The following is a 20,319-nucleotide window of genomic DNA, read 5'->3' as shown; positions in this document are numbered from 1 at the left end:
CACGAAGGGAGGTACACAAATGGGCCGCAGCTTGAAAAAAGGACCTTTTGTTGATGATCATTTATTCAAGAAAGTTGAAGCACTGAACGAAACGGAGAAAAAGCAAGTAATTAAAACTTGGTCTCGTCGTTCTACAATTTTCCCGCAATTCATCGGGCACACAATCGCAGTGTACGATGGTCGCAAACACGTACCTGTATATGTAACTGAAGATATGGTTGGACACAAACTTGGTGAATTCGCGCCAACGCGTACGTACAAAGGACACGTTGCTGACGATAAGAAAACAAGACGTTAATTGAGAGGAGGATATTCCAATGGAAGCTAAAGCTGTCTTAAGAACAGTCCGCATTGCTCCTCGTAAAGCGCGTCTAGTTATTGACCTGATTCGAGGCAAGCAAGTTGGAGAAGCGGTGGCGATTTTGAAGCACACGCCAAAAACGTCATCACCTGTAATTGAAAAACTTTTAAACTCTGCGATCGCTAATGCAGAGCACAACTACGATCTTGATGTAAACAAACTTGTTGTTACTCAAGCATACGTAAATGAAGGACCAACATTGAAACGTTTCCGTCCACGTGCTATGGGACGTGCAAGCGCAATTAACAAACGCACAAGCCACATCACAATCGTTGTGGCAGAAAAGAAGGAGGGATAATTCGTGGGTCAAAAAGTACATCCTCATGGACTGCGGGTCGGGATCATTCGCGACTGGGATTCTAAATGGTACGCTGAAAAAGACTACGCTAATCTTCTTCATGAAGATTTGAAAGTCCGTGCATACATCGAAGAACGTCTTAAAGATGCTTCTCTTTCCCGTGTTGAAATCGAACGTGCTGCAAACCGCGTGAACATTACAGTTCATACTGCGAAACCTGGTATGGTTATCGGTAAAGGTGGTTCTGAAGTAGAAGCACTTCGTAAAGCTTTGAACGAACTAACAGGCAAACGTGTTCACATTAACATCGTTGAAGTGAAACGCGCTGACCTTGATGCAAAACTTGTAGCGGAAAACATCGCTCGTCAACTTGAAAACCGTGTATCGTTCCGCCGTGCTCAAAAGCAGGCTATCCAACGCACAATCCGTGCTGGTGCAAAAGGAATCAAAACACAAGTTTCAGGACGTCTTGGCGGAGCAGATATTGCCCGTGCTGAACATTACAGCGAAGGAACTGTTCCACTTCATACTCTTCGTGCTGACATCGACTACGCACATGTTGAAGCAGACACAACTTACGGCAAGCTTGGCGTAAAAGTATGGATTTACCGTGGAGAGGTTCTTCCTGCGAAGAAGAAAACTCAGGAAGGAGGCAAATAATATGTTATTGCCAAAACGCGTTAAATATCGTCGTGTACACCGCGGCAAAATGCGTGGTCAAGCAAAAGGCGGAACTGAAGTAGCATTTGGTGAATACGGTCTTCAAGCAACAGAAGCTTCTTGGATCACAAACCGCCAAATCGAATCTGCTCGTATTGCGATGACTCGTTACATGAAACGTGGCGGTAAAGTTTGGATTAAAATTTTCCCTCACAAACCATATACGAAAAAACCTCTTGAAGTACGGATGGGTTCCGGTAAAGGTGCTCCTGAAGGCTGGGTAGCGGTTGTAAAACCAGGCAAGATCATGTTTGAAATTGCCGGCGTTTCTGAAGAAGTAGCACGTGAAGCACTTCGCTTGGCATCACACAAGCTGCCAGTGAAATGCAAAATCGTAAAACGCGAAGAAATTGGTGGTGAATCAAATGAAAGCTAATGAAATCCGTGAACTTACCACTGCTGAAATTGAACAACAAGTAAAGTCGCTCAAAGAAGAACTTTTCAACCTTCGCTTTCAATTGGCGACGGGACAGCTTGAGAATACTGCCCGTATTCGTGAAGTACGCAAAGCAATCGCCCGCATGAAAACCGTGATTCGTCAACGGGAAATTGATAATCGATAATTGAAAGGAGGTTTGCACGATGAGCGAACGCAATCAGCGCAAAGTTTACACAGGCCGTGTTGTTTCTGACAAAATGGATAAAACAGTAACGGTTCTTGTTGAAACATATAAAACACACAAACTTTACGGAAAGCGTGTAAAGTACTCTAAAAAGTTTAAAGCTCATGATGAGAACAACGAAGCAAAAATCGGTGACGTAGTACGCATCATGGAAACTCGCCCGCTTTCTGCAACAAAACGTTTCCGCCTTCTAGAAGTAGTGGAAAAAGCAGTCATCATCTAATTTAATTGTTCGGATAGATGTTAAAGTCCGAAAGGAGGTAACCTAAATGATCCAGCAAGAATCACGTTTAAAAGTAGCTGACAACTCTGGTGCACGTGAAGTATTAACGATTAAAGTCCTCGGTGGTTCAGGCCGCAAAACAGCTAACGTCGGTGATGTAATCGTATGTACAGTAAAACAAGCAACACCAGGTGGCGTTGTCAAAAAAGGTGAAGTGGTAAAAGCGGTTATCGTTCGTACGAAACGCGGCGTTCGCCGTAATGACGGTTCATACATCCGCTTCGACGAAAACGCGTGCGTTATCATTCGTGACGACAAGAGCCCACGTGGCACACGTATTTTCGGCCCGGTTGCCCGCGAACTTCGCGACAGCAATTTCATGAAGATTGTTTCCCTAGCTCCGGAAGTAATCTAATTGAACGAATAAATAAAAGGCCCATCAAGGAGGTGCGCAACATGCACGTGAAAAAAGGCGATAAAGTCATGGTCATCACAGGTAAAGACAAAGGCAAAACAGGCGTTGTTCTTGCAGCTTTCCCTAAAAAAGACCGTGTACTTGTTGAAGGAATCAACATCGTGAAAAAACACGCGAAACCTTCACAATTAAATCCGCAGGGCGGCATCCTAAGCCAGGAAGCAGCTATTCACGTATCCAACGTTATGCTGTTGGATCCGAAAACAAACGAACCTACTCGTGTAGGTTACAAAGAAGTGGACGGCAAGAAAGTCCGCGTAGCAAAAAAATCCGGTGAAACTCTAGATAAATAAAAAGTTTAAGAAGGGAGGTATTCTAAGTGAACCGCCTTAAAGAAAAATATCTTAAAGAAATTACTCCTGCTCTTATGAGCAAGTTCGAGTACAGCTCTGTAATGCAGGTGCCTAAAATTGAAAAAATCGTTGTAAACATGGGTGTTGGTGAAGCAGTTCAAAACGCTAAAGTACTTGATACAGCTGTTGAAGAATTGAATCAAATCACTGGCCAAAAGCCAATGGTCACTCGTGCGAAAAACTCAATCGCGGGATTCCGTCTTCGTGAAGGTATGCCAATCGGTGCGAAAGTTACACTTCGCGGCGAGCGCATGTACGAATTCCTTGATAAACTTGTTTCTGTATCACTTCCGCGTGTACGTGACTTCCGCGGCGTTTCTAAAAAAGCGTTCGACGGTCGTGGCAACTACACACTTGGTGTTAAAGAACAGTTGATCTTCCCTGAGATTGATTACGATAAAGTATCAAAAGTACGCGGCATGGACATTGTTATCGTCACTACTGCCAACACGGACGAAGAAGCTCGTGAATTGTTAACACAAATTGGAATGCCGTTCCAAAAGTAATCGCTATATAAGGGAGGCGAAAACGTGGCTAAAAAATCAATGATTGCGAAACAAAAGCGCACACAAAAGTTTAAAGTACAAGAGTACACACGCTGCGAACGCTGCGGACGTCCACACTCTGTATACCGCAAATTTAAACTTTGCCGTATTTGTTTCCGTGAACTAGCTTATAAAGGTCAAATTCCTGGCGTTAAAAAAGCCAGCTGGTAATACACTGATTCCGGAAGGAGGTAAATATAAATGGTTATGACTGATCCTATTGCTGACTTGCTGACTCGCATCCGTAATGCGAACATGGTTCGTCACGAAAAACTGGAAGTACCTGCTTCCAAAATTAAACGCGAAATCGCTGAAATCTTGAAACGTGAAGGATTCGTCCGTGACGTTGAGTTCATCGAAGACGACAAACAAGGTGTTATCCGCATTTTCTTGAAATACAGCGGCAACGAGCGTGTAATCACAGGCTTGAAGCGTATTTCTAAACCAGGTCTTCGCGTTTACGCGAAAGCTGATGAGGTACCACGCGTACTTAACGGCCTTGGTATTGCAATCCTTTCTACATCTACTGGTGTAGTGACAGATAAAGAAGCCCGCGCTAAACAAGTAGGCGGCGAAGTACTAGCGTACGTTTGGTAATAATCTTTTAAAGAATGGAGGTGCGACTATGTCACGCGTAGGTAAAAAAGTAATCGAGCTTCCAGAAGGCGTAACGATTACAAACAACAACAATGAAGTGACTGTCAAAGGTCCTAAAGGAGAATTGACTCGTCAGTTCAACAAAGATTTGACAATCGAAGTAGACGGCAGCAACGTAACAGTTGTTCGTCCTTCAGAATCAAAAGAACACCGTACAATCCACGGAACAACTCGTGCTCTTCTTGCTAACATGGTAGAAGGTGTATCAAAAGGATTCGAACGTAACCTTGAGTTGGTTGGTGTCGGTTACCGTGCTCAAAAACAAGGAACGAAACTTGTACTAAGCGTTGGTTACTCTCACCCAGTAGAATTCGAAGCTGAAAGCGGCATTGAGATCGATGTTCCTGCAAACACGAAAATCAGCATCAAAGGGATCGACAAAGAGCGCGTTGGAGCTATCGCTGCTAACATCCGCCAAGTTCGTCCTCCTGAGCCGTACAAAGGCAAAGGTATCCGTTATGAAGGCGAGCAAGTTCGCCGCAAAGAAGGTAAAACAGGTAAATAATGCCGCATAGGCATCAGAAAGGAGTGACCTCGGGATGATCACAAAAGCTGATAAGAATAAAACGCGTAAAAGACGCCATGCCCGTGTACGTGCGAAAATCGCTGGTACAGCTGCGCGTCCGCGCTTGAACGTATTCCGTTCAAACAAGCACCTTTACGCTCAATTGATTGATGATGCAAATGGTGTTACACTTGCAAGTGCTTCAACTATTGAAAAAGATTTCGGTCTTGAATCAACTGGCAACCTTGAAGCTGCTGCGAAAGTTGGCGAAGTGCTCGCTAAACGCGCAACTGAAAAAGGTGTTGCTGCTGTTGTATTCGACCGTGGGGGCTACCTTTATCATGGCCGCGTGAAAGCTTTGGCTGACGCTGCTCGTGAAAATGGCCTACAATTCTAATAAAAGGAGGGACACATTTAATGCGTCGCATTGATCCAAACAAACTTGAACTTGAAGAACGCGTAGTAACGGTCAACCGTGTTGCGAAAGTAGTAAAAGGTGGACGTCGCTTCCGCTTTACTGCACTGGTTGTCGTTGGCGATAAAAATGGAAACGTTGGTTTTGGAACTGGTAAAGCTCAAGAAGTTCCAGACGCGATCCGTAAAGCAATTGAAGATGCGAAGAAAAACCTTGTATACGTACCGATGGTTGGCACAACTCTGCCACACCAAGTTATCGGTCAATTCGGTGCGGGTGAAGTTCTTTTGAAACCTGCTTCTGAAGGTACTGGAGTTATCGCTGGTGGACCTGTCCGTGCGGTACTTGAACTTGCTGGTGTTGGTGACATCCTCTCCAAATCACTTGGTTCAAACACGCCAATCAACATGGTTCGCGCTACAATTGCAGGCCTTAAAGACCTGAAAACAGCTGAAGAAGTTGCAAAACTTCGCGGCAAATCTGTAGAAGAACTGTTAGGATAAGGAGGGAATCATAATGGCTGAAAAACTACAAATTACCCTCACTCGCAGTCTGATCGGACGTACACAAGATCAGCGCGATACTGTTAAGGCACTTGGTCTTCGCAAAATGCACCAAACGGTTGAGCAAAACGACAACCCAGCAATTCGCGGTATGATCAACAAAGTGTCTCATCTTGTGACTGTTACAGAAAAATAATTTGATTTTATAGAACAAGGAGGTGCAAGAGCATGAAACTTCATGAATTGAAACCAGCTGCAGGTTCTCGTAAAGAACGTAACCGTGTAGGTCGCGGTACAGGTTCTGGTAACGGTAAAACGGCAGGTAAAGGTCATAAAGGTCAAAACGCACGTTCAGGCGGTGGTGTCCGTCTTGGATTTGAAGGTGGACAAACTCCTTTATTCCGTCGTCTTCCAAAACGCGGCTTTACTAACGTAAACCGTAAAGACTATGCAGTTGTGAACATCGATACATTGAATCGTTTCGAAGAAGGAACAGAGGTTACACCTGAACTTCTTATCGAAAGCGGCGTCGTAAAAAGCGAAAAAGCAGGAATTAAAATTCTTGCAAACGGCAACGTAGAGAAAAAGCTTACAGTTAAAGCTCACAAATTCTCTGCTGCTGCTAAAGAAGCAATTGAAGCGGCTGGCGGTAAGATTGAGGTGATCTAATGTTTCGCACAATCTCCAATTTTATGCGTGTGGGTGATATAAGAAACAAAATTATATTCACCCTCCTTATGTTAATCGTGTTCCGGATCGGTACATTTATTCCTGTTCCTTATGTTAATGCGGATGTTCTCCGCATGCAGGAGCAGGCGGGACTGATTGGATTCCTTAATACGTTTGGCGGAGGAGCGCTTCAAAACTTCTCGATTCTCGCAATGGGGATTATGCCATACATTACAGCATCTATCATTGTGCAGCTGTTACAAATGGATGTTGTGCCTAAATTCACTGAATGGTCGAAGCAGGGTGACGTTGGACGGCGCAAACTGACTCAGTTTACCCGCTACTTCACAATTGTGCTCGGCCTCATTCAAGGTTTTGGGATGTCGTACGGATTTAACCGTCTGTATGGAGGATTACTTGTCGAAAACAGCAGCGTTGGCGGCTATTTGCTCATTGCATTGGTGCTGACAGCGGGTACTGCTTTCCTTATGTGGCTTGGTGAACAAATCACAGCAAAAGGAGTCGGCAACGGAATTTCGGTTATCATTTTCGCCGGAATTGTGGCGGCCATTCCTGGAGCAGTCAACCAAATTTACGCACAGCAAATTGAAGGAGCGGGCGATCAGCTCTTCCTGCGTATTGTTGTACTTCTTTTGATCCTGCTTGCAGTATTGGCGATTATTGTAGGGGTTATTTATTTCCAGCAGGCGCTGCGAAAAATCCCGATTCAATATGCGAAACGTGTTGGAGCAGGTGGCGGCATGACGCCGGTTGGCGGCCAGTCGACGCATCTTCCACTTAAAGTAAACGCGGCGGGTGTTATCCCGGTTATCTTTGCGATTTCATTCTTAATCACACCGCAAACAATTGGTTCGTTTTTTGGTTCAAATGATGTGACGACCACGATCCAAAACATCTTTGACTATACGAAACCGATCGGTATGACGATTTATGTAGCATTGATTGTGGCGTTTACGTATTTCTATGCTTTCATTCAAGTAAACCCTGAACAAGTTGCTGACAATTTGAAAAAACAGGGTGGATATATTCCGGGCATTCGCCCTGGGAAGAACACACAGGATTATTTGACAAATGTGCTTTACCGTCTGACTTTTGTCGGTGCAATTTTCCTTTCAGCCGTTGCTGTGCTGCCTGTTTTCTTCATTAAATTCGCGGGTCTTCCACCAGCGGCGCAAATCGGCGGTACTAGTCTTTTGATCGTCGTCGGTGTGGCACTTGAAACAATGAAGCAGCTTGAAGCACAACTTGTAAAGCGCCATTACAAGGGCTTTATGAAGTAAGCACGGTGAAGAGTGTGTGATTCACTTCACCTCGATCAGACTGAGGGGGTATATCGATGAATCTCGTGTTGATGGGATTGCCTGGTGCCGGTAAAGGAACTCAGGCAGAGAAAATTGTTGAAAAGTACGGTGTACCGCACATTTCAACAGGGGACATGTTCCGTGCTGCAATGAAGGATGAAACGGAACTAGGCTTGAAAGCAAAATCATTTATGGATAAAGGCGAACTCGTTCCGGATGAGGTAACGATCGGTATTGTTAACGAGCGCTTGGCAAAAGCGGACTGCGAAAAAGGCTTTCTATTAGATGGCTTTCCTCGTACAGTAGCGCAGGCAGAAGCACTTGAAGACATTTTATTCGGCTTAAACCGTAAAATTGATTACGTCATCAACGTTGAAGTAGATCAAGATATTTTGATGGCACGCTTAACGGGCCGACGCATTTGCAAAGCTTGCGGTGCGACGTATCATTTGGAATTCAACCCGCCAGCAAAGGAAGATACATGCGACCGCTGCGGTGGGGAATTGTATCAGCGTGCTGATGACAATGCAGAAACGGTTCAGAACCGCCTTGACGTAAACGTAAAGCAAACAGCACCATTGCTTGCTTTCTACGGCGAAAAAGGCTATTTAAAGAACATTAACGGCCAGCAGGATATCAATGTAGTTTTCGAAAACATTGACGAACTCCTAAAAGGTCTTCGTAACTAATGATCATTTGTAAAACCCCTCGTGAACTGGAGATTATGAAAGAAGCGGGGCGTATTGTCGCGCTTACACATCAGGAACTGCAAAACCATATCTCTCCCGGGATAAGCACGATGGAGCTGGATGCTGTTGCAGAAAAATTCATTCGAAGCATGGATGCAGCACCTTCTTTTAAAGGGTATAATGGTTTTTCGGGCAGCATTTGCGCTTCAGTGAATGAAGAGCTTGTGCACGGAATTCCAGGCAGCCGTATATTACAAGAAGGCGACATTATCAGCATTGATATTGGTGCTTATTATAAGGGGTATCATGGCGACTCGGCCTGGACATATGCTGTTGGCCGGATTGCACCTGAGACGGAGAAGCTTCTCGACGTAACAGAGGAATCGCTTTACATCGGACTCAATGAAGCGAAACCGGGTGAACGTCTTTCAAACATCTCCCATGCGATTCAAACGTATGTGGAATCGAATGGCTTTTCAATCGTTCGTGAGTATGTTGGGCACGGTGTCGGGCAGAACCTTCATGAGGCTCCGCAAATTCCCCATTATGGTCCGCCAGGGAGGGGACCGGTACTAAAACCTGGTATGGTGCTTGCGATCGAACCGATGGTCAATGCCGGTCATCGTTACGTAAAAACACTTGAGGATAATTGGACTGTCGTTACACAGGATGGAAAAATGTGTGCTCATTTTGAACATACAATTGCGATTACCGAAACAGGCTTTGAGATTTTAACGAAAGCTTGAGGCAGGCTGCCAATCGGATGAAAAGTGAAGGGAGAGGAAGCAAGTGGCGAAAGACGACGTAATTGAAATTGAAGGTACAGTCACTGAAACTTTGCCAAATGCCATGTTTAAGGTAGAATTGGAAAATGGGCATACTATTTTAGCGCACGTTTCAGGCAAAATTCGTATGCATTTTATCCGTATCTTGCCTGGTGATAAAGTAACAGTAGAACTTTCACCGTATGACTTAACACGCGGACGGATCACGTACCGTTACAAATAACATATATGGCGCTCCGGACTATGAAGGAGGTTGGAGAAATGAAAGTAAGACCATCAGTTAAGCCAATCTGTGAGAAATGTAAAGTTATTCGCAGACGCGGCAAAGTTATGGTTATTTGTGAAAACCCTAAGCATAAACAAAAACAAGGCTAATATTAAAGGGAGGTGCACATTTTATGGCACGTGTAGCAGGTGTTGATATTCCACGCGACAAGCGTGTAGTTATCTCATTAACTTATATTTTCGGTATTGGCAGACCAACTGCTGAACAAATTCTTGAAGAAGCAGGTGTTTCTCAAGAAACTCGCGTACGCGACTTAACGGAAGATGAACTAAACAAAATCCGTGACATCGTTGACCGCTTAAAAGTAGAGGGTGACCTTCGTCGTGAAGTATCTCTTAACATTAAACGTTTGATGGAAATCGGTTCATTCCGTGGTATCCGTCATCGTCGTGGTCTTCCAGTTCGTGGACAGAACACAAAAAACAACGCGCGTACTCGCAAAGGCCCGCGTAAAACTGTAGCTAACAAGAAAAAATAATCGGTAAAGGAGGCAGAATTAGAACATGGCTCGTAAACAACAAACTCGTAAGCGTCGTGTGAAAAAGAATATCGAATCTGGTATTGCTCACATCCGCTCAACGTTCAACAACACAATCGTCACTATTACAGACGTTCACGGTAACGCTCTATCTTGGTCAAGTGCAGGTGCTCTTGGTTTCAAAGGATCACGTAAATCTACTCCGTTTGCTGCTCAAATGGCTGCTGAAACAGCTGCCAAAGCGTCAATGGAGCATGGTATGAAAACTCTTGAAGTAACAGTAAAAGGTCCAGGTTCAGGCCGTGAAGCAGCTATTCGTGCGCTTCAAGCAGCAGGTCTAGAAGTTACAGCAATCAAAGACGTAACTCCAGTACCTCACAATGGCTGCCGTCCTCCAAAACGTCGTCGTGTTTAATCTTCCTGCATAAAGGAGAACTATTCCGGTTATAATGGAAAATTGACTGTTTTGATTCAGGAATTGACCAATTACTTTGTAAAATCGGGAATGGTAAACATGGGAATTTCGGGTTACCGGGATTTCGACGTATTTGAGGAGGGAAAATGGAATGATCGAAATTGAAAAGCCAAAAATTGAAACGGTTGAGATCAGCGATGATGCTACGTTTGGAAAGTTCGTCGTGGAACCACTTGAACGCGGATATGGTACTACTCTAGGGAACTCCTTGCGTCGTATTTTATTATCTTCACTTCCGGGTGCCGCAGTGACGTCCATTCAGATTGATGGCGTACTGCACGAATTCTCAACAATTGAAGGCGTCGTAGAAGATGTTACGTCGATCATTTTGAACATTAAAAAACTTGCGCTTAAAATTTACTCAGATGAGGAAAAAACGCTTGAAATCGATGTTCAAGGTCCAGGAACCGTAACGGCTGCCGACATTACTCACGACAGCGATGTGGAAATTTTAAATCCGGATCTGCATATTGCGACATTAGGTGAAAATGCTAATTTCCGTATGCGCTTGACGGCACAACGCGGCAGAGGGTACAACCGGGCTGATCACAACAAAAAAGAAGATCATCCAATCGGCGTCATTGCGATCGACTCCATCTACACACCTGTATCACGTGTAAACTTCCAAGTGGAAAACACACGGGTTGGGCAGCTTTCAAACTTTGATAAGTTGTCACTGGACGTTTGGACAGATGGCAGCATCGGACCGAAGGAAGCTATTTCCTTAGGGGCGAAAATCTTAAATGAACATCTTAACATTTTCGTAGGATTAACAGACGAAGCACAGCATGCGGAAATCATGGTAGAAAAAGAAGAAGATCAGAAAGAAAAAGTACTTGAGATGACGATCGAAGAACTTGATCTGTCTGTTCGTTCTTACAACTGCTTGAAACGCGCTGGTATTAATACTGTTCAAGAGCTTGCGAACAAGAGCGAAGACGATATGATGAAAGTCCGCAACCTTGGCCGTAAATCTCTTGAAGAAGTAAAAGCGAAGCTGGACGAGCTTGGACTCGGCTTACGAAAAGAAGATTGATTAAATAAACGACATCAATAAAGGAGGGTATCTTCATGGCTTACAGAAAGCTAGGACGTACAAGCGCTCAGCGCAAAGCGATGCTTCGTGATTTGACAACAGATCTTATCATCAGCGAACGCATTGAAACGACTGAAGCACGTGCAAAAGAATTGCGCTCAGTTGTAGAAAAAATGATTACACTCGGTAAACGTGGTGACTTGCATGCCCGCCGTCAGGCTGCAGCATTCCTTCGTCACGAAGTCGCTTCTACGAAAGAAGTAGAGAAAAACGGCAAAACGAAAGAACAGCCAGTTTACGCACTTCAAAAATTGTTTGATGATGTAGCACCACGCTACAATGAGCGTCAAGGTGGCTACACTCGCATCATGAAAGTTGGTCCACGCCGCGGCGATGGCGCACCAATGGTGATTATCGAGCTAGTATAAGCTCCTTAAGACCGCGAAATGGGCAGAACAAAACGAACGTTGCTTTGTTTTGCCCTTTTTTTATACCTTAAGAAAGTGCCGGTTTTTGGAAAGTCCAGTCCCAATTGCCAATAGAGGACTGCAGTATGCAGAGGACAAAAGCGTGGCGGACCACGAAACCGCATTCTTTGCTTCTGTTCTGCTCTCCGCAGTCACCTCTTGCACTTTCGAATGAACAAGCTTAGAGCGTTACGATGGGCGTACCTTCTTACGCTTCACGTGCGTCCCGTCTAGCTCATGCATCCCCTGCCACGCTGCTGCAGCAGCAAGAAGAGATTGATTCTTCGGCTCGGGGTGCGGGCTTTTTTTATTTTTGCCGAAATAAGGAGGTGCCAGCATGAAGGAATCCATTATCTCGATTGACGATGTGTCATTTCAATATCCGGATCAAACTGCTTTTGCTCTTCAGCATGTGTCTTTTCATGTGCAGCGCGGTGAATGGCTGGCGATTGTTGGTCATAATGGTTCAGGGAAATCTACGCTTGCTAAAATGCTGAACGGTCTTCACTATCCGCAGAAAGGAACAATTACCATCAGCGGACTGGCTCTTTCAGAAGAAAATGTGTGGACGATTCGGAAAAAGCTCGGAATGGTTTTTCAAAATCCAGACAACCAGTTTGTCGGTACCACTGTGCAGGATGATGTGGCTTTTGGGTTAGAAAATAACGGTGTCGAACAAAAGGAAATGAAAGAACGTGTACAGGAAGCGCTCCAAAAAGTCGGCATGACCGCTTTTCTGAATCAAGAGCCACACCATCTTTCAGGCGGTCAAAAACAGCGGGTAGCCATTGCCAGCGTGATTGCGCTGCGGCCGGACATTATCCTGCTTGATGAAGCCACCTCGATGCTTGACCCGGCCGGACGTGATGAAGTGATGAATACGATTCGTGATCTTAAAGAGAAAGAAGGATTAACGGTTATCTCTATTACACATGATTTGGAAGAAGCCGCAAAAGCGGACCGGGTCATTGTGTTGAATGAAGGCAGTGTATATGCAGAAGGGTCTCCGCAGGCTATTTTCCAACTGGATCAGGAGTTGCTTACATTAGGTCTTGATGTTCCATTTTCAGTCCGGATGAGCCAGCTGCTGGCGGATAAAGGAATCATCCTGTCGGAGCGTCATTTTACGGAAGAAGAGCTGGTGAGAGACGTATGGACATTAAATTTCACGGAGTAGAATACCGTTATGCAGCCGGAACGCCGTTTGAGCGGCTCGCGATTACAGATGTCACCTTTCATATTCCTTCCGGTGAATACGTAGCAGTAATCGGCCATACCGGCTCTGGGAAATCGACGGTTCTGCAGCATTTAAATGTGCTGCTGCAGCCGCTGCGAGGCAAAATTGAGGTCGGCAGCCGGACGATTGCCGCCGGCCGGAAAGAAAAGAATTTAAAGGAAGTCCGCCGCCGCATCGGTATTGTATTTCAGTTTCCAGAGCATCAGCTGTTTGAAGAAACGGTAGAAAAGGATATTTGCTTTGGGCCGATGAATTTCGGTGTATCTGAGGAGGAGGCCAAAAAACGGGCTCGTGAAGCAATTCATCTTGTGGGGCTTCCTTCATCCGTGCTGGAGCGCTCTCCTTTTGATCTGTCAGGCGGGCAAATGCGCCGGGTAGCCATTGCCGGCGTGCTGGCGATGAAGCCGGATGTGCTCGTATTAGATGAGCCGACAGCAGGGCTGGATCCGCGCGGGCGTCGTGAGATTATGGAGCTGTTTTATTCGTTAAAAAAAGAAAACAGCCTGACCTGCGTGCTCGTGACACACAGCATGGAAGATGCGGCTCGCTATGCAGACCGGCTGATTGTCATGCATAAAGGCCGTGTTGTGAAAACGGGCACGCCGCGTGAGCTTTTCAGGAATCGGGACAGCTTAACGGCTCTTGGGCTTGATGTGCCGGAGACGGTTCGGCTGCAGTATATGTTTGAGGAAAAGCTTGGACAGCCGCTTCCTCATCTTTGCTTAACACCTGAAGAACTCGCACAGGAAATAGCCCTTTTTCGGGGTGAGCGCCCATGATGGAGAAAATGATTTTAGGACGTTACCTGCCGGGCGATTCAGTTGTACACCGGATGGACCCCCGGGCCAAGCTTTTATTTATTTTTGGCTTTGTCCTGATCGTGTTTCTGGCCAATAATGTGCTTACGTACGCTTTGCTGAGCTTGTTTACGCTTGTCGTTATCCTGCTGTCAAAGGTACGGATTGCTTTTTTAATGGCTGGATTAAAACCGGTTATTTTTCTTATCCTCTTTACCTTTTTGATACATGTGTTTTTTACAAAAGAGGGAGAGGTTTTGGCTCAGCTGGGGTTCTTGAGCATTTATAAAGGCGGGATCATTAAAGGCGCTTTTATTTCTCTGCGCTTTCTCCTGTTGATCTTTGTTACGTCACTCTTAACACTGACTACACCGCCTATTTCCGTAACAGACGGAATTGAATCACTTTTTGGTCCGTTAAAACGAGTGAAAGTGCCAGTTCACGAGCTGGCACTGATGATCTCGATTTCTCTGCGCTTTATCCCGACGTTGCTGGATGAAACGGACAAAATTATGAAAGCCCAGATGGCTCGGGGCGCCGATTTTACAAGCGGTTCCGTTTCAAGCCGGGTTAAGGCCGTAATCCCGCTTTTGATTCCCCTGTTTGTCAGTGCCTTTAAACGGGCGGAGGAGCTGGCAGTAGCGATGGAAGCGCGGGGCTACCGCGGAGGCGAGGGACGCACCAAATACCGTGTACTCGCGTGGCATCTGCGGGATACAGCTGCGCTGTTTGTTCTAGCAGCGCTGGCATCTGCCTTAGTCGGACTGAGAAGCTGATGGAGGAATGAGCGTGAAACGAATTAAATGTGAGTTAATGTATGATGGCTCTCGCTTTTCCGGCTACCAGTCACAGCCGAAGGACCGGACTGTACAGCAGGAAGTGGAGCGCGCACTTTGGAAAATTCATAAAAAGACCCCGATTAAAACGCATGCATCGGGCCGTACGGATGCAGGTGTACATGCAATGGGGCAGGTTATTCATTTTGATACCCCGATTAAGATGCCGGCAGAGCGCTGGGCCCGTGCTTTAAACGGGGTGCTGCCGGATGATATATCCGTTAAGCGGACCGAGGAAGTCCCGGAGACCTTTCATGCCCGTTACTCGGTTACAGGGAAGGAATACCGTTACCGTATTTACCGGACATTATACCGTGATCCGTTCCGGACGGTGCATGCCTATCATTATCCGTATCCGCTGGATGTTGAACGAATGGAGCGAGCGGCTGCCCATCTGCTGGGGGAGCATGATTTTACTTCTTTTTGCTCGACGAAAACGGATAAAGAAAATAAAGTGCGGACGGTCACAGATATTTCATTTTTGGAGCAGGGTGACGATCTGGAAATCCGCTTTGCCGGTACCGGTTTTTTATATAACATGGTCCGGATCATGACAGGAACCCTTATAAAAGTCGGAAATGGGCGTCTGGAGCCCGATGAGGTGGCTCGTATTCTAGCAGCAAGAGACCGCAATCGTGCCGCTCAGACGGCTCCTGCGGAAGGATTATACCTGTGGTCCGTTCATTATGGCGAAAATATCTGACGGCTTTTAAATGGGCGAAGAAAGCCGTATTTTAAATTCTTTTCGTGACAACTTCACCAAGTGTTGCATTTTATCTTGACAATGAATAACAAGCGGTATATTATAGCATATGGTATGTTATTTGACCCCACGATAAGCCCCGGAAACTTATTCGTGATATAAATACATGGAACCGTAAAATACAAACAAATCAGGAGGGTAAACAATGCGTACGACTTATATGGCTAAAGCAGGCGAAATCGAGCGTAAATGGTTCGTAATCGATGCTGAAGGCAAAACATTGGGCCGTCTTTCAAGCGAAGTAGCATCTATTTTGCGCGGCAAACATAAACCAACTTTCACACCACATGTTGACACAGGCGATCACGTGATCATCATTAATGCATCTAAAATCGAATTAACAGGTAACAAACTTCAAGGGAAAATCTACTACCGTCACAGCATGTATCCAGGTGGTTTGAAATCAACAACTGCTGGTCAAATGCGTGAGAAAAACCCTGAAAGAATGCTTGAGCTTGCAATCAAAGGCATGCTTCCAAAAGGTTCTTTAGGTCGTCAAATGTTCAAGAAACTCCACGTTTACGCTGGAGCAGAACACAAACACGAAGCACAACAACCAGAAGTTTACGAACTTCGCGGATAATTTATTTAACTAAAAGGAGGAAATGACATTGTCACAAGTTCAATACTTAGGCACAGGACGCCGTAAAAGTTCAGTAGCCCGCGTACGTCTAGTACCAGGCGAAGGTAAAATCATCATCAACGGCCGTACTGCTGAAGATTATATTCCATTCGAAGCGCTGCGCACTGTGATCAACCAGCCGCTTGTTGCGACTGAAACAGTAAACAGCTATGATGTACACGTAAATGTAAACGGAGGAGGCTACACAGGACAAGCGGGAGCGATCCGTCACGGTATCGCGCGTGCTCTTCTGCAAGCTGATCCAGAATTCCGTCCAACACTAAAACGTGCTGGCTACCTTACACGTGATGCACGTGCGAAAGAACGTAAAAAATACGGTCTTAAAGGCGCTCGTCGCGCACCTCAGTTCTCAAAACGTTAATTATCAACGTTTGGAAGACTCTCAGCTTTTTGGCTGGGGGTCTTTTTTATTTATACAGCTCTCTAGCCGGATAAAGCTATGTTTATAAGGCTCCCGGAACGGCTTAAACAGATCAATCAGTCATCCTTTCCTGATAACGGGAAAGGATTTTTTCATGTGGGCCGGTTTTTCTACATATAGTGGTCGTGACAGGAGGGGAAGCGATGAAAAAGCTTATTTTCGTTCTGATGCTCGCAGCGGCTGCTGCTTTTTTATATCAAGGAGTCAAGCCGGTGTTTAATGATTGGCGTCCTCCGCTTACCGGAATGACGATTATGATTGATCCGGGGCATGGAGGAATGGACGGCGGCGCGGGAAGTGAGCCGGCACTTGAGAAGGACATTGCCCTGTCTGTTTCGGAGAAGCTGAGAGAGTATTTAAATGGACAGGGCGCGGTTGTTCTCATGACGAGGGAAAAAGATAAAGATTTAGCCGGGGGAGAAACAGAAAGCGTCCGTACGCGAAAAACCGAAGATCTGCGCAAAAGAAAGCAGCTGATTAATGAGTCGGGGGCAGACCTGTTTATCAGCGTACACTTAAATGCCATTCCAGCAGAACAATGGCGGGGCGCGCAGACTTTTTACTCGCCTCATATGCCTCAAAACAAACAGATTGCGACAGCCATCCAAAACGAACTGGTTGGCAACCTGGGCAATACGGACCGGAAGCCGGCAGAGATCGGACATGTTTTTGTTTTAAAGGAAGCGGATGTTCCCGGTGCGCTTGTCGAGATCGGCTTTCTATCTAACCCTGCCGAACGCCGGCTTCTCGAAAGTGAAAGCTATCAGGAGAAAACAGCAGCAGCTATTTCCCGGGGCATTTTACGTTACGTAGACAGGAAGTAACCGTTTCCTAACAATCTACAGAGAGTGTGCTATACTGAATAATGAGAATACTACAGTCAAAGGATGGTGCCACTGATGATGACAGAAACACAGGTACGTGATATCGTGAATGCTCTTGAAGACCCTTTTTTACATAAAAAGCTATCTGAAACGGGGGGGCTTGAAGAGGTATCCATTAAAGAAGAAAAAAATCATGTCAGTGTTAAAATCGCAATTGCACAAACGGGTACACCGGAACAGCTTCAGCTGCAAATGCGAATTGTGAATGCGTTAAAGGAAGCGGGTGTGGAAACAGTCGGCATCCGATTTAAACAATTGTCTGAGGAAAAAATCGCCCAATTTCGCGGAGCAGATGCAGCGGGACAGGATGAAGGCCTTCTGTCTCCAAACAGCGAAACAACCTTCCTGGCGATCGCGAGCGGAAAAGGCGGGGTCGGTAAATCAACTGTATCGGTAAACCTTGCTGTGTCGCTTGCACGCCTTGGCAAAAAAGTTGGTCTTATAGACGCCGATATTTACGGATTTAGTGTGCCGGATATGATGGGAATCACGACACGTCCAGTAGTCCGCGGCCAAAAGATTTATCCGGTTGACCGTTTTGATGTTAAAGTTATTTCGATGGGCTTTTTTGTAGACGATAACGCTCCGGTTATTTGGCGCGGCCCCATGCTTGGCAAAATGCTGAATAACTTTTTCTCGGAAGTAGAATGGGGAGATCTCGATTATCTCCTATTGGATCTGCCTCCGGGTACAGGGGATGTAGCGCTTGATGTACATACGATTTTGCCGCGCTGTAAAGAAGTAATTGTTACTACACCGCACCCAACGGCAGCTTTTGTTGCAGCGCGTGCTGGTGCAATGGCACTGCAAACAGATCATGAAGTCGTCGGTGTTATCGAGAACATGGCTTACTTTGAAAGTAAAACAACAGGTGAAAAAGAATACATTTTTGGACGCGGTGGCGGAGACAAGCTCGCTGATGAGCTGCGCACAGAAGTACTCGGCCGCCTTCCGCTGCAGCAGCCGGACTGGGATGAGAAAGATTTTGCTCCATCTGTTTATGCGGAGGATCATCCGCTTGGCTCGATTTATCTGGATATTGCTAAAAAGCTCGATCAAAAAATTGGGTCTAACTAAACGCTTTTGGGCTTCGGCCCAGAAGCTTTTTTTTTATGACACTCAAAAAATGTTCATGGTGCAGGATGGCATGTCTTGGTACAATCGAAGAAGACGAACATACGGGAGGAATTTTGTGTGGGTATACGAAATTGGATCCGTTTTTTTACACATACGCTGCTCATTGGCGGGGCCGCAACAAGCATCTTAGGTTTTATCATCCGCTGGAATGAATTTGCTCCGCTGTTTGCAAACGGAGAGTGGGGAGAAGTACTGTCGGTTTTAACATGGCTTATTGGAGTCGGCTTTACCTTCAGTGTAATCAGCCAAATGGGATTTTTTGCATACTTAACAATTCATCAGTTTGGTCTTGGACTGTTCAAGTCTTATTGGGGGTTTATTCAAACAGCGCTTATTGCCGTTGTATTATTTGATCTTGTTTATTTCCGCTTTCAAGCATTCAGCAGCGGAGAAACGATCGGTTCCTATATCTTGCTCGCTGCGATCCTTCTTCTCATTGGAATTGTGACCGCTTACCAAAAAGCAAGAGGCAGGAACAGGAATGTATTTGTGGCGGCTCTGTTTTTTATGGTAGTTGTGACAACGCTTGAATGGCTTCCTGTTCTGCAGGCAAACGAAGAAAGCTGGTTGTATTTAATGCTCTTTACTCTGCTGCCGTGCAATGCTTTTCAGCTGCTGATGCTCCCTAAATATAATCAAAAGACCCTGAAAGCAGCATAACAAACTGCTTTCAGGGTTTTTTAAGGGATATATTCGACTTGTGTCCGGCCGCCAGCCATTTCCGATAAGCTGATGACTTTTTTCTTTGTTAGTAAAAGAGGCAGCCATTTCTTCGTTACACGGAGATCCTCCTGCGGGTTGAGAAGAATAATATCTCCTTCATCAATATGACGCACCAATTTTGAAGGCGGCTGGTCTGCTAAATTCACGCTCCATTGAACAGCTAAATAACCTTGGGCAGCGGACATGTCCGGCAATTCTCCCGTATCCTCAGCTGCTCGTATAAAGAGAAGGGAGTTCCTTCCGTAGGTGCTTAATATCTTTTGGACAGCGGCAATTTCTTTTTCCACTGCCTGATCGTCTGAAACATCTGTCAGCAGTACTCCAATATCAAAAGCCCGATCGACTAATAATTTTGCGGTTTTTGGATGTTTTTTCAGCCAGGCCGATGTGACAAAAAAAGAAGCCGTCACTTTCTGGTCGATGAATATGTTCACAAGCTTGGACGTATTTTTTGAAGAGGAATCTACGTTTACGGTTAAAGCAATGTGCTCGTTGCCTTTATAAATGGCAGCTGGCTGCCCGGCGAATGAAATGGCCGGCTGCTCAGCAGGCGGAGACATGATGACGAAACCCATGGTGACGGAAGAAAGAAAGAGAACAGCCCATTTTAATTGTTTGAGTCGAATAAATAACCAAGGCATCGCGGCTTCAGCCTCCGTTTTAAAGTGGTTTGACAAAGTATATGAAAAAAAATAAAAAAAAGAAGAAAAACTATTGACCATTTGATTGTATGCATGGTAAATTAAATCTTGCCCGTTACAAGAAACAAATGTCGAAAAAACATTTTTAAAAAAGTGTTGACACATAACGGGGTAAAATGATATTATGTAAAAGTTGCTATTGAGCAACGTATTGAACATTGAAAACTGAACAAAATCAATAAAAACGTCAACGTTTTAAATTTTTATCTCCCATTAAAACACCCCGTGTTTTAATGGGAACAAATGAGCAAGTCAAACTTTTTTGGAGAGTTTGATCCTGGCTCAGGACGAA

35 protein-coding genes are annotated in these 20,319 nt (G+C 45.4%); 34 read left to right on the top strand and 1 reads right to left on the bottom strand.

Annotated elements, in window-relative coordinates; all coding sequences use genetic code 11:
- Nucleotides 1–19: 19 nt before the first annotated feature.
- The 34 genes from rpsS (at nucleotide 20) to L2D08_RS20510 (ending at nucleotide 19,263) form a co-directional block, all read left to right on the top strand.
- A complete protein-coding gene (gene rpsS / locus L2D08_RS20675) occupies nucleotides 20–298 on the top strand; it encodes a 30S ribosomal protein S19 (protein ID WP_046176552.1) in 279 nt (92 codons plus the stop codon).
- A 19-nt stretch (nucleotides 299–317) separates the two neighbouring features.
- The gene (rplV, locus tag L2D08_RS20670; protein WP_242236775.1) at nucleotides 318–659 is read left to right on the top strand and encodes a 50S ribosomal protein L22; all 342 of its coding nucleotides are present in this window, start codon (nucleotides 318–320) and stop codon (nucleotides 657–659) included.
- Between the two features lie 3 nt (nucleotides 660–662).
- Complete coding sequence (gene rpsC, locus L2D08_RS20665) at nucleotides 663–1,319, top strand: 30S ribosomal protein S3 (RefSeq protein WP_242236774.1); 657 nt, start codon at nucleotides 663–665, stop codon at nucleotides 1,317–1,319.
- A gap of 1 nt (nucleotide 1,320) precedes the next feature.
- Nucleotides 1,321–1,755 carry a 50S ribosomal protein L16 gene (gene rplP, locus L2D08_RS20660; protein WP_242236772.1) on the top strand — a complete coding sequence of 145 codons (435 nt, stop codon included), beginning with the start codon at nucleotides 1,321–1,323 and terminating at the stop codon, nucleotides 1,753–1,755.
- Nucleotides 1,745–1,942 (top strand): 50S ribosomal protein L29, encoded by a 198-nt coding sequence (gene rpmC, locus L2D08_RS20655; protein WP_045851860.1) that lies wholly within the window; start codon nucleotides 1,745–1,747, stop codon nucleotides 1,940–1,942. The genes rplP and rpmC overlap by 11 nt, the downstream gene beginning before the upstream one ends.
- A 19-nt stretch (nucleotides 1,943–1,961) precedes the next feature.
- A complete protein-coding gene (gene rpsQ / locus L2D08_RS20650; protein ID WP_050182390.1) occupies nucleotides 1,962–2,225 on the top strand; it encodes a 30S ribosomal protein S17 in 264 nt (87 codons plus the stop codon).
- 46 nt (nucleotides 2,226–2,271) lie between these two features.
- Complete coding sequence (rplN, locus tag L2D08_RS20645) at nucleotides 2,272–2,640, top strand: 50S ribosomal protein L14 (RefSeq protein ID WP_018395165.1); 369 nt, start codon at nucleotides 2,272–2,274, stop codon at nucleotides 2,638–2,640.
- A 41-nt stretch (nucleotides 2,641–2,681) separates the two neighbouring features.
- Nucleotides 2,682–2,993 (top strand): 50S ribosomal protein L24, encoded by a 312-nt coding sequence (gene rplX / locus L2D08_RS20640; RefSeq protein ID WP_050182389.1) that lies wholly within the window; start codon nucleotides 2,682–2,684, stop codon nucleotides 2,991–2,993.
- A gap of 26 nt (nucleotides 2,994–3,019) precedes the next feature.
- On the top strand, nucleotides 3,020–3,559 hold the full coding sequence (rplE, locus tag L2D08_RS20635) for a 50S ribosomal protein L5 (protein ID WP_242236769.1): 540 nt from the start codon (nucleotides 3,020–3,022) through the stop codon (nucleotides 3,557–3,559).
- Nucleotides 3,560–3,583: 24 nt separating this feature from the next.
- Nucleotides 3,584–3,769 carry a 30S ribosomal protein S14 gene (gene rpsN, locus L2D08_RS20630; protein WP_046176559.1) on the top strand — a complete coding sequence of 62 codons (186 nt, stop codon included), beginning with the start codon at nucleotides 3,584–3,586 and terminating at the stop codon, nucleotides 3,767–3,769.
- Between the two features lie 30 nt (nucleotides 3,770–3,799).
- Nucleotides 3,800–4,195: a 30S ribosomal protein S8 gene (gene rpsH, locus L2D08_RS20625; protein ID WP_046180679.1), complete on the top strand. Its 396-nt coding sequence runs from the start codon at nucleotides 3,800–3,802 to the stop codon at nucleotides 4,193–4,195.
- A 28-nt stretch (nucleotides 4,196–4,223) separates the two neighbouring features.
- The gene (rplF, locus tag L2D08_RS20620) at nucleotides 4,224–4,760 is read left to right on the top strand and encodes a 50S ribosomal protein L6 (RefSeq protein WP_242236768.1); all 537 of its coding nucleotides are present in this window, start codon (nucleotides 4,224–4,226) and stop codon (nucleotides 4,758–4,760) included.
- 34 nt (nucleotides 4,761–4,794) lie between these two features.
- Nucleotides 4,795–5,157: a 50S ribosomal protein L18 gene (gene rplR, locus L2D08_RS20615; RefSeq protein WP_242236765.1), complete on the top strand. Its 363-nt coding sequence runs from the start codon at nucleotides 4,795–4,797 to the stop codon at nucleotides 5,155–5,157.
- Nucleotides 5,158–5,177: 20 nt separating this feature from the next.
- Nucleotides 5,178–5,678: a 30S ribosomal protein S5 gene (gene rpsE / locus L2D08_RS20610; RefSeq protein WP_242236762.1), complete on the top strand. Its 501-nt coding sequence runs from the start codon at nucleotides 5,178–5,180 to the stop codon at nucleotides 5,676–5,678.
- Between the two features lie 13 nt (nucleotides 5,679–5,691).
- Nucleotides 5,692–5,874 (top strand): 50S ribosomal protein L30, encoded by a 183-nt coding sequence (gene rpmD / locus L2D08_RS20605; protein ID WP_050182384.1) that lies wholly within the window; start codon nucleotides 5,692–5,694, stop codon nucleotides 5,872–5,874.
- A gap of 32 nt (nucleotides 5,875–5,906) precedes the next feature.
- Complete coding sequence (gene rplO / locus L2D08_RS20600; RefSeq protein ID WP_242236758.1) at nucleotides 5,907–6,347, top strand: 50S ribosomal protein L15; 441 nt, start codon at nucleotides 5,907–5,909, stop codon at nucleotides 6,345–6,347.
- A complete protein-coding gene (gene secY / locus L2D08_RS20595; protein ID WP_242236756.1) occupies nucleotides 6,347–7,648 on the top strand; it encodes a preprotein translocase subunit SecY in 1,302 nt (433 codons plus the stop codon). The genes rplO and secY overlap by 1 nt, the downstream gene beginning before the upstream one ends.
- A gap of 56 nt (nucleotides 7,649–7,704) precedes the next feature.
- On the top strand, nucleotides 7,705–8,358 hold the full coding sequence (locus L2D08_RS20590; protein ID WP_242236753.1) for an adenylate kinase: 654 nt from the start codon (nucleotides 7,705–7,707) through the stop codon (nucleotides 8,356–8,358).
- Nucleotides 8,358–9,104, top strand: coding sequence for a type I methionyl aminopeptidase (map, locus tag L2D08_RS20585; protein WP_242236751.1), 747 nt, complete (start codon nucleotides 8,358–8,360; stop codon nucleotides 9,102–9,104). Before L2D08_RS20590 ends, map begins: the two co-directional genes overlap by 1 nt.
- Nucleotides 9,105–9,147: 43 nt before the next feature.
- Nucleotides 9,148–9,366: a translation initiation factor IF-1 gene (gene infA / locus L2D08_RS20580; protein WP_018395177.1), complete on the top strand. Its 219-nt coding sequence runs from the start codon at nucleotides 9,148–9,150 to the stop codon at nucleotides 9,364–9,366.
- 38 nt (nucleotides 9,367–9,404) lie between these two features.
- The gene (rpmJ, locus tag L2D08_RS20575) at nucleotides 9,405–9,518 is read left to right on the top strand and encodes a 50S ribosomal protein L36 (RefSeq protein ID WP_000868344.1); all 114 of its coding nucleotides are present in this window, start codon (nucleotides 9,405–9,407) and stop codon (nucleotides 9,516–9,518) included.
- A gap of 23 nt (nucleotides 9,519–9,541) precedes the next feature.
- Nucleotides 9,542–9,907 carry a 30S ribosomal protein S13 gene (gene rpsM / locus L2D08_RS20570; RefSeq protein WP_050182379.1) on the top strand — a complete coding sequence of 122 codons (366 nt, stop codon included), beginning with the start codon at nucleotides 9,542–9,544 and terminating at the stop codon, nucleotides 9,905–9,907.
- A gap of 25 nt (nucleotides 9,908–9,932) precedes the next feature.
- On the top strand, nucleotides 9,933–10,322 hold the full coding sequence (gene rpsK / locus L2D08_RS20565) for a 30S ribosomal protein S11 (protein ID WP_242236749.1): 390 nt from the start codon (nucleotides 9,933–9,935) through the stop codon (nucleotides 10,320–10,322).
- A gap of 151 nt (nucleotides 10,323–10,473) precedes the next feature.
- On the top strand, nucleotides 10,474–11,418 hold the full coding sequence (locus L2D08_RS20560; RefSeq protein WP_242236747.1) for a DNA-directed RNA polymerase subunit alpha: 945 nt from the start codon (nucleotides 10,474–10,476) through the stop codon (nucleotides 11,416–11,418).
- Between the two features lie 35 nt (nucleotides 11,419–11,453).
- A complete protein-coding gene (rplQ, locus tag L2D08_RS20555) occupies nucleotides 11,454–11,846 on the top strand; it encodes a 50S ribosomal protein L17 (RefSeq protein WP_242236744.1) in 393 nt (130 codons plus the stop codon).
- Between the two features lie 376 nt (nucleotides 11,847–12,222).
- Nucleotides 12,223–13,062, top strand: a complete 840-nt coding sequence (locus L2D08_RS20550) for an energy-coupling factor ABC transporter ATP-binding protein (RefSeq protein ID WP_242236742.1) — start codon at nucleotides 12,223–12,225, stop codon at nucleotides 13,060–13,062.
- Nucleotides 13,038–13,901 (top strand): energy-coupling factor ABC transporter ATP-binding protein, encoded by an 864-nt coding sequence (locus L2D08_RS20545; RefSeq protein ID WP_242236740.1) that lies wholly within the window; start codon nucleotides 13,038–13,040, stop codon nucleotides 13,899–13,901. Before L2D08_RS20550 ends, L2D08_RS20545 begins: the two co-directional genes overlap by 25 nt.
- On the top strand, nucleotides 13,898–14,695 hold the full coding sequence (locus L2D08_RS20540) for an energy-coupling factor transporter transmembrane component T family protein (RefSeq protein ID WP_242236738.1): 798 nt from the start codon (nucleotides 13,898–13,900) through the stop codon (nucleotides 14,693–14,695). Before L2D08_RS20545 ends, L2D08_RS20540 begins: the two co-directional genes overlap by 4 nt.
- A 13-nt stretch (nucleotides 14,696–14,708) precedes the next feature.
- Nucleotides 14,709–15,458, top strand: a complete 750-nt coding sequence (gene truA, locus L2D08_RS20535) for a tRNA pseudouridine(38-40) synthase TruA (RefSeq protein WP_242236736.1) — start codon at nucleotides 14,709–14,711, stop codon at nucleotides 15,456–15,458.
- A gap of 205 nt (nucleotides 15,459–15,663) precedes the next feature.
- On the top strand, nucleotides 15,664–16,101 hold the full coding sequence (rplM, locus tag L2D08_RS20530; RefSeq protein WP_242236733.1) for a 50S ribosomal protein L13: 438 nt from the start codon (nucleotides 15,664–15,666) through the stop codon (nucleotides 16,099–16,101).
- 28 nt (nucleotides 16,102–16,129) lie between these two features.
- Nucleotides 16,130–16,522: a 30S ribosomal protein S9 gene (gene rpsI, locus L2D08_RS20525; RefSeq protein ID WP_045851882.1), complete on the top strand. Its 393-nt coding sequence runs from the start codon at nucleotides 16,130–16,132 to the stop codon at nucleotides 16,520–16,522.
- Nucleotides 16,523–16,725: 203 nt separating this feature from the next.
- On the top strand, nucleotides 16,726–17,406 hold the full coding sequence (gene cwlD / locus L2D08_RS20520) for an N-acetylmuramoyl-L-alanine amidase CwlD (RefSeq protein ID WP_242236728.1): 681 nt from the start codon (nucleotides 16,726–16,728) through the stop codon (nucleotides 17,404–17,406).
- Nucleotides 17,407–17,481: 75 nt separating this feature from the next.
- Nucleotides 17,482–18,543 carry a P-loop NTPase gene (locus L2D08_RS20515; RefSeq protein WP_242236726.1) on the top strand — a complete coding sequence of 354 codons (1,062 nt, stop codon included), beginning with the start codon at nucleotides 17,482–17,484 and terminating at the stop codon, nucleotides 18,541–18,543.
- A 117-nt stretch (nucleotides 18,544–18,660) separates the two neighbouring features.
- Nucleotides 18,661–19,263 carry a KinB-signaling pathway activation protein gene (locus L2D08_RS20510; RefSeq protein WP_242236725.1) on the top strand — a complete coding sequence of 201 codons (603 nt, stop codon included), beginning with the start codon at nucleotides 18,661–18,663 and terminating at the stop codon, nucleotides 19,261–19,263.
- 20 nt (nucleotides 19,264–19,283) lie between these two features.
- Here the strand turns inward: L2D08_RS20510 and L2D08_RS20505 are convergent, their stop codons facing one another.
- Entirely contained in the window at nucleotides 19,284–19,967 is a 684-nt protein-coding gene (locus L2D08_RS20505; protein WP_242236722.1) for a polysaccharide deacetylase family protein, read from the bottom strand.
- Nucleotides 19,968–20,319: the final 352 nt, after the last annotated feature.

Source organism: Domibacillus sp. PGB-M46, assembly GCF_022668875.1.
In the GTDB taxonomy this organism is placed as follows: Bacteria; Bacillota; Bacilli; order Bacillales; family Domibacillaceae; genus Domibacillus.
Note: the sequence above shows the minus strand (reverse complement) of the source record. Positions and strands in the feature narration are given on the sequence as shown.

Excerpts from the sequence above, each read along its gene's own strand:
- cwlD (WP_242236728.1), top strand. The coding sequence starts at position 16,726 with ATGAAAAAGCTTATTTTCGTTCTGATGCTCGCAGCGGCTGCTGCTTTT.
- map (WP_242236751.1), top strand. The coding sequence starts at position 8,358 with ATGATCATTTGTAAAACCCCTCGTGAACTGGAGATTATGAAAGAAGCG.
- secY (WP_242236756.1), top strand. The coding sequence starts at position 6,347 with ATGTTTCGCACAATCTCCAATTTTATGCGTGTGGGTGATATAAGAAAC.
- L2D08_RS20550 (WP_242236742.1), top strand. The coding sequence starts at position 12,223 with ATGAAGGAATCCATTATCTCGATTGACGATGTGTCATTTCAATATCCG.
- rplX (WP_050182389.1), top strand. The coding sequence starts at position 2,682 with ATGCACGTGAAAAAAGGCGATAAAGTCATGGTCATCACAGGTAAAGAC.
- L2D08_RS20515 (WP_242236726.1), top strand. The coding sequence starts at position 17,482 with ATGATGACAGAAACACAGGTACGTGATATCGTGAATGCTCTTGAAGAC.
- rpsE (WP_242236762.1), top strand. The coding sequence starts at position 5,178 with ATGCGTCGCATTGATCCAAACAAACTTGAACTTGAAGAACGCGTAGTA.
- L2D08_RS20540 (WP_242236738.1), top strand. The coding sequence starts at position 13,898 with ATGATGGAGAAAATGATTTTAGGACGTTACCTGCCGGGCGATTCAGTT.
- rplO (WP_242236758.1), top strand. The coding sequence starts at position 5,907 with ATGAAACTTCATGAATTGAAACCAGCTGCAGGTTCTCGTAAAGAACGT.
- rplM (WP_242236733.1), top strand. The coding sequence starts at position 15,664 with ATGCGTACGACTTATATGGCTAAAGCAGGCGAAATCGAGCGTAAATGG.
- L2D08_RS20505 (WP_242236722.1), bottom strand. The coding sequence starts at position 19,967 with ATGCCTTGGTTATTTATTCGACTCAAACAATTAAAATGGGCTGTTCTC.
- rplF (WP_242236768.1), top strand. The coding sequence starts at position 4,224 with ATGTCACGCGTAGGTAAAAAAGTAATCGAGCTTCCAGAAGGCGTAACG.
- rplQ (WP_242236744.1), top strand. The coding sequence starts at position 11,454 with ATGGCTTACAGAAAGCTAGGACGTACAAGCGCTCAGCGCAAAGCGATG.
- rplN (WP_018395165.1), top strand. The coding sequence starts at position 2,272 with ATGATCCAGCAAGAATCACGTTTAAAAGTAGCTGACAACTCTGGTGCA.
- rpmD (WP_050182384.1), top strand. The coding sequence starts at position 5,692 with ATGGCTGAAAAACTACAAATTACCCTCACTCGCAGTCTGATCGGACGT.
- rplV (WP_242236775.1), top strand. The coding sequence starts at position 318 with ATGGAAGCTAAAGCTGTCTTAAGAACAGTCCGCATTGCTCCTCGTAAA.
- rplP (WP_242236772.1), top strand. The coding sequence starts at position 1,321 with ATGTTATTGCCAAAACGCGTTAAATATCGTCGTGTACACCGCGGCAAA.
- L2D08_RS20560 (WP_242236747.1), top strand. The coding sequence starts at position 10,474 with ATGATCGAAATTGAAAAGCCAAAAATTGAAACGGTTGAGATCAGCGAT.
- rpsK (WP_242236749.1), top strand. The coding sequence starts at position 9,933 with ATGGCTCGTAAACAACAAACTCGTAAGCGTCGTGTGAAAAAGAATATC.
- L2D08_RS20545 (WP_242236740.1), top strand. The coding sequence starts at position 13,038 with ATGGACATTAAATTTCACGGAGTAGAATACCGTTATGCAGCCGGAACG.
- rpsH (WP_046180679.1), top strand. The coding sequence starts at position 3,800 with ATGGTTATGACTGATCCTATTGCTGACTTGCTGACTCGCATCCGTAAT.
- rpmJ (WP_000868344.1), top strand. The coding sequence starts at position 9,405 with ATGAAAGTAAGACCATCAGTTAAGCCAATCTGTGAGAAATGTAAAGTT.
- rpsM (WP_050182379.1), top strand. The coding sequence starts at position 9,542 with ATGGCACGTGTAGCAGGTGTTGATATTCCACGCGACAAGCGTGTAGTT.
- L2D08_RS20590 (WP_242236753.1), top strand. The coding sequence starts at position 7,705 with ATGAATCTCGTGTTGATGGGATTGCCTGGTGCCGGTAAAGGAACTCAG.
- rpsS (WP_046176552.1), top strand. The coding sequence starts at position 20 with ATGGGCCGCAGCTTGAAAAAAGGACCTTTTGTTGATGATCATTTATTC.
- rplR (WP_242236765.1), top strand. The coding sequence starts at position 4,795 with ATGATCACAAAAGCTGATAAGAATAAAACGCGTAAAAGACGCCATGCC.
- rpmC (WP_045851860.1), top strand. The coding sequence starts at position 1,745 with ATGAAAGCTAATGAAATCCGTGAACTTACCACTGCTGAAATTGAACAA.
- rpsQ (WP_050182390.1), top strand. The coding sequence starts at position 1,962 with ATGAGCGAACGCAATCAGCGCAAAGTTTACACAGGCCGTGTTGTTTCT.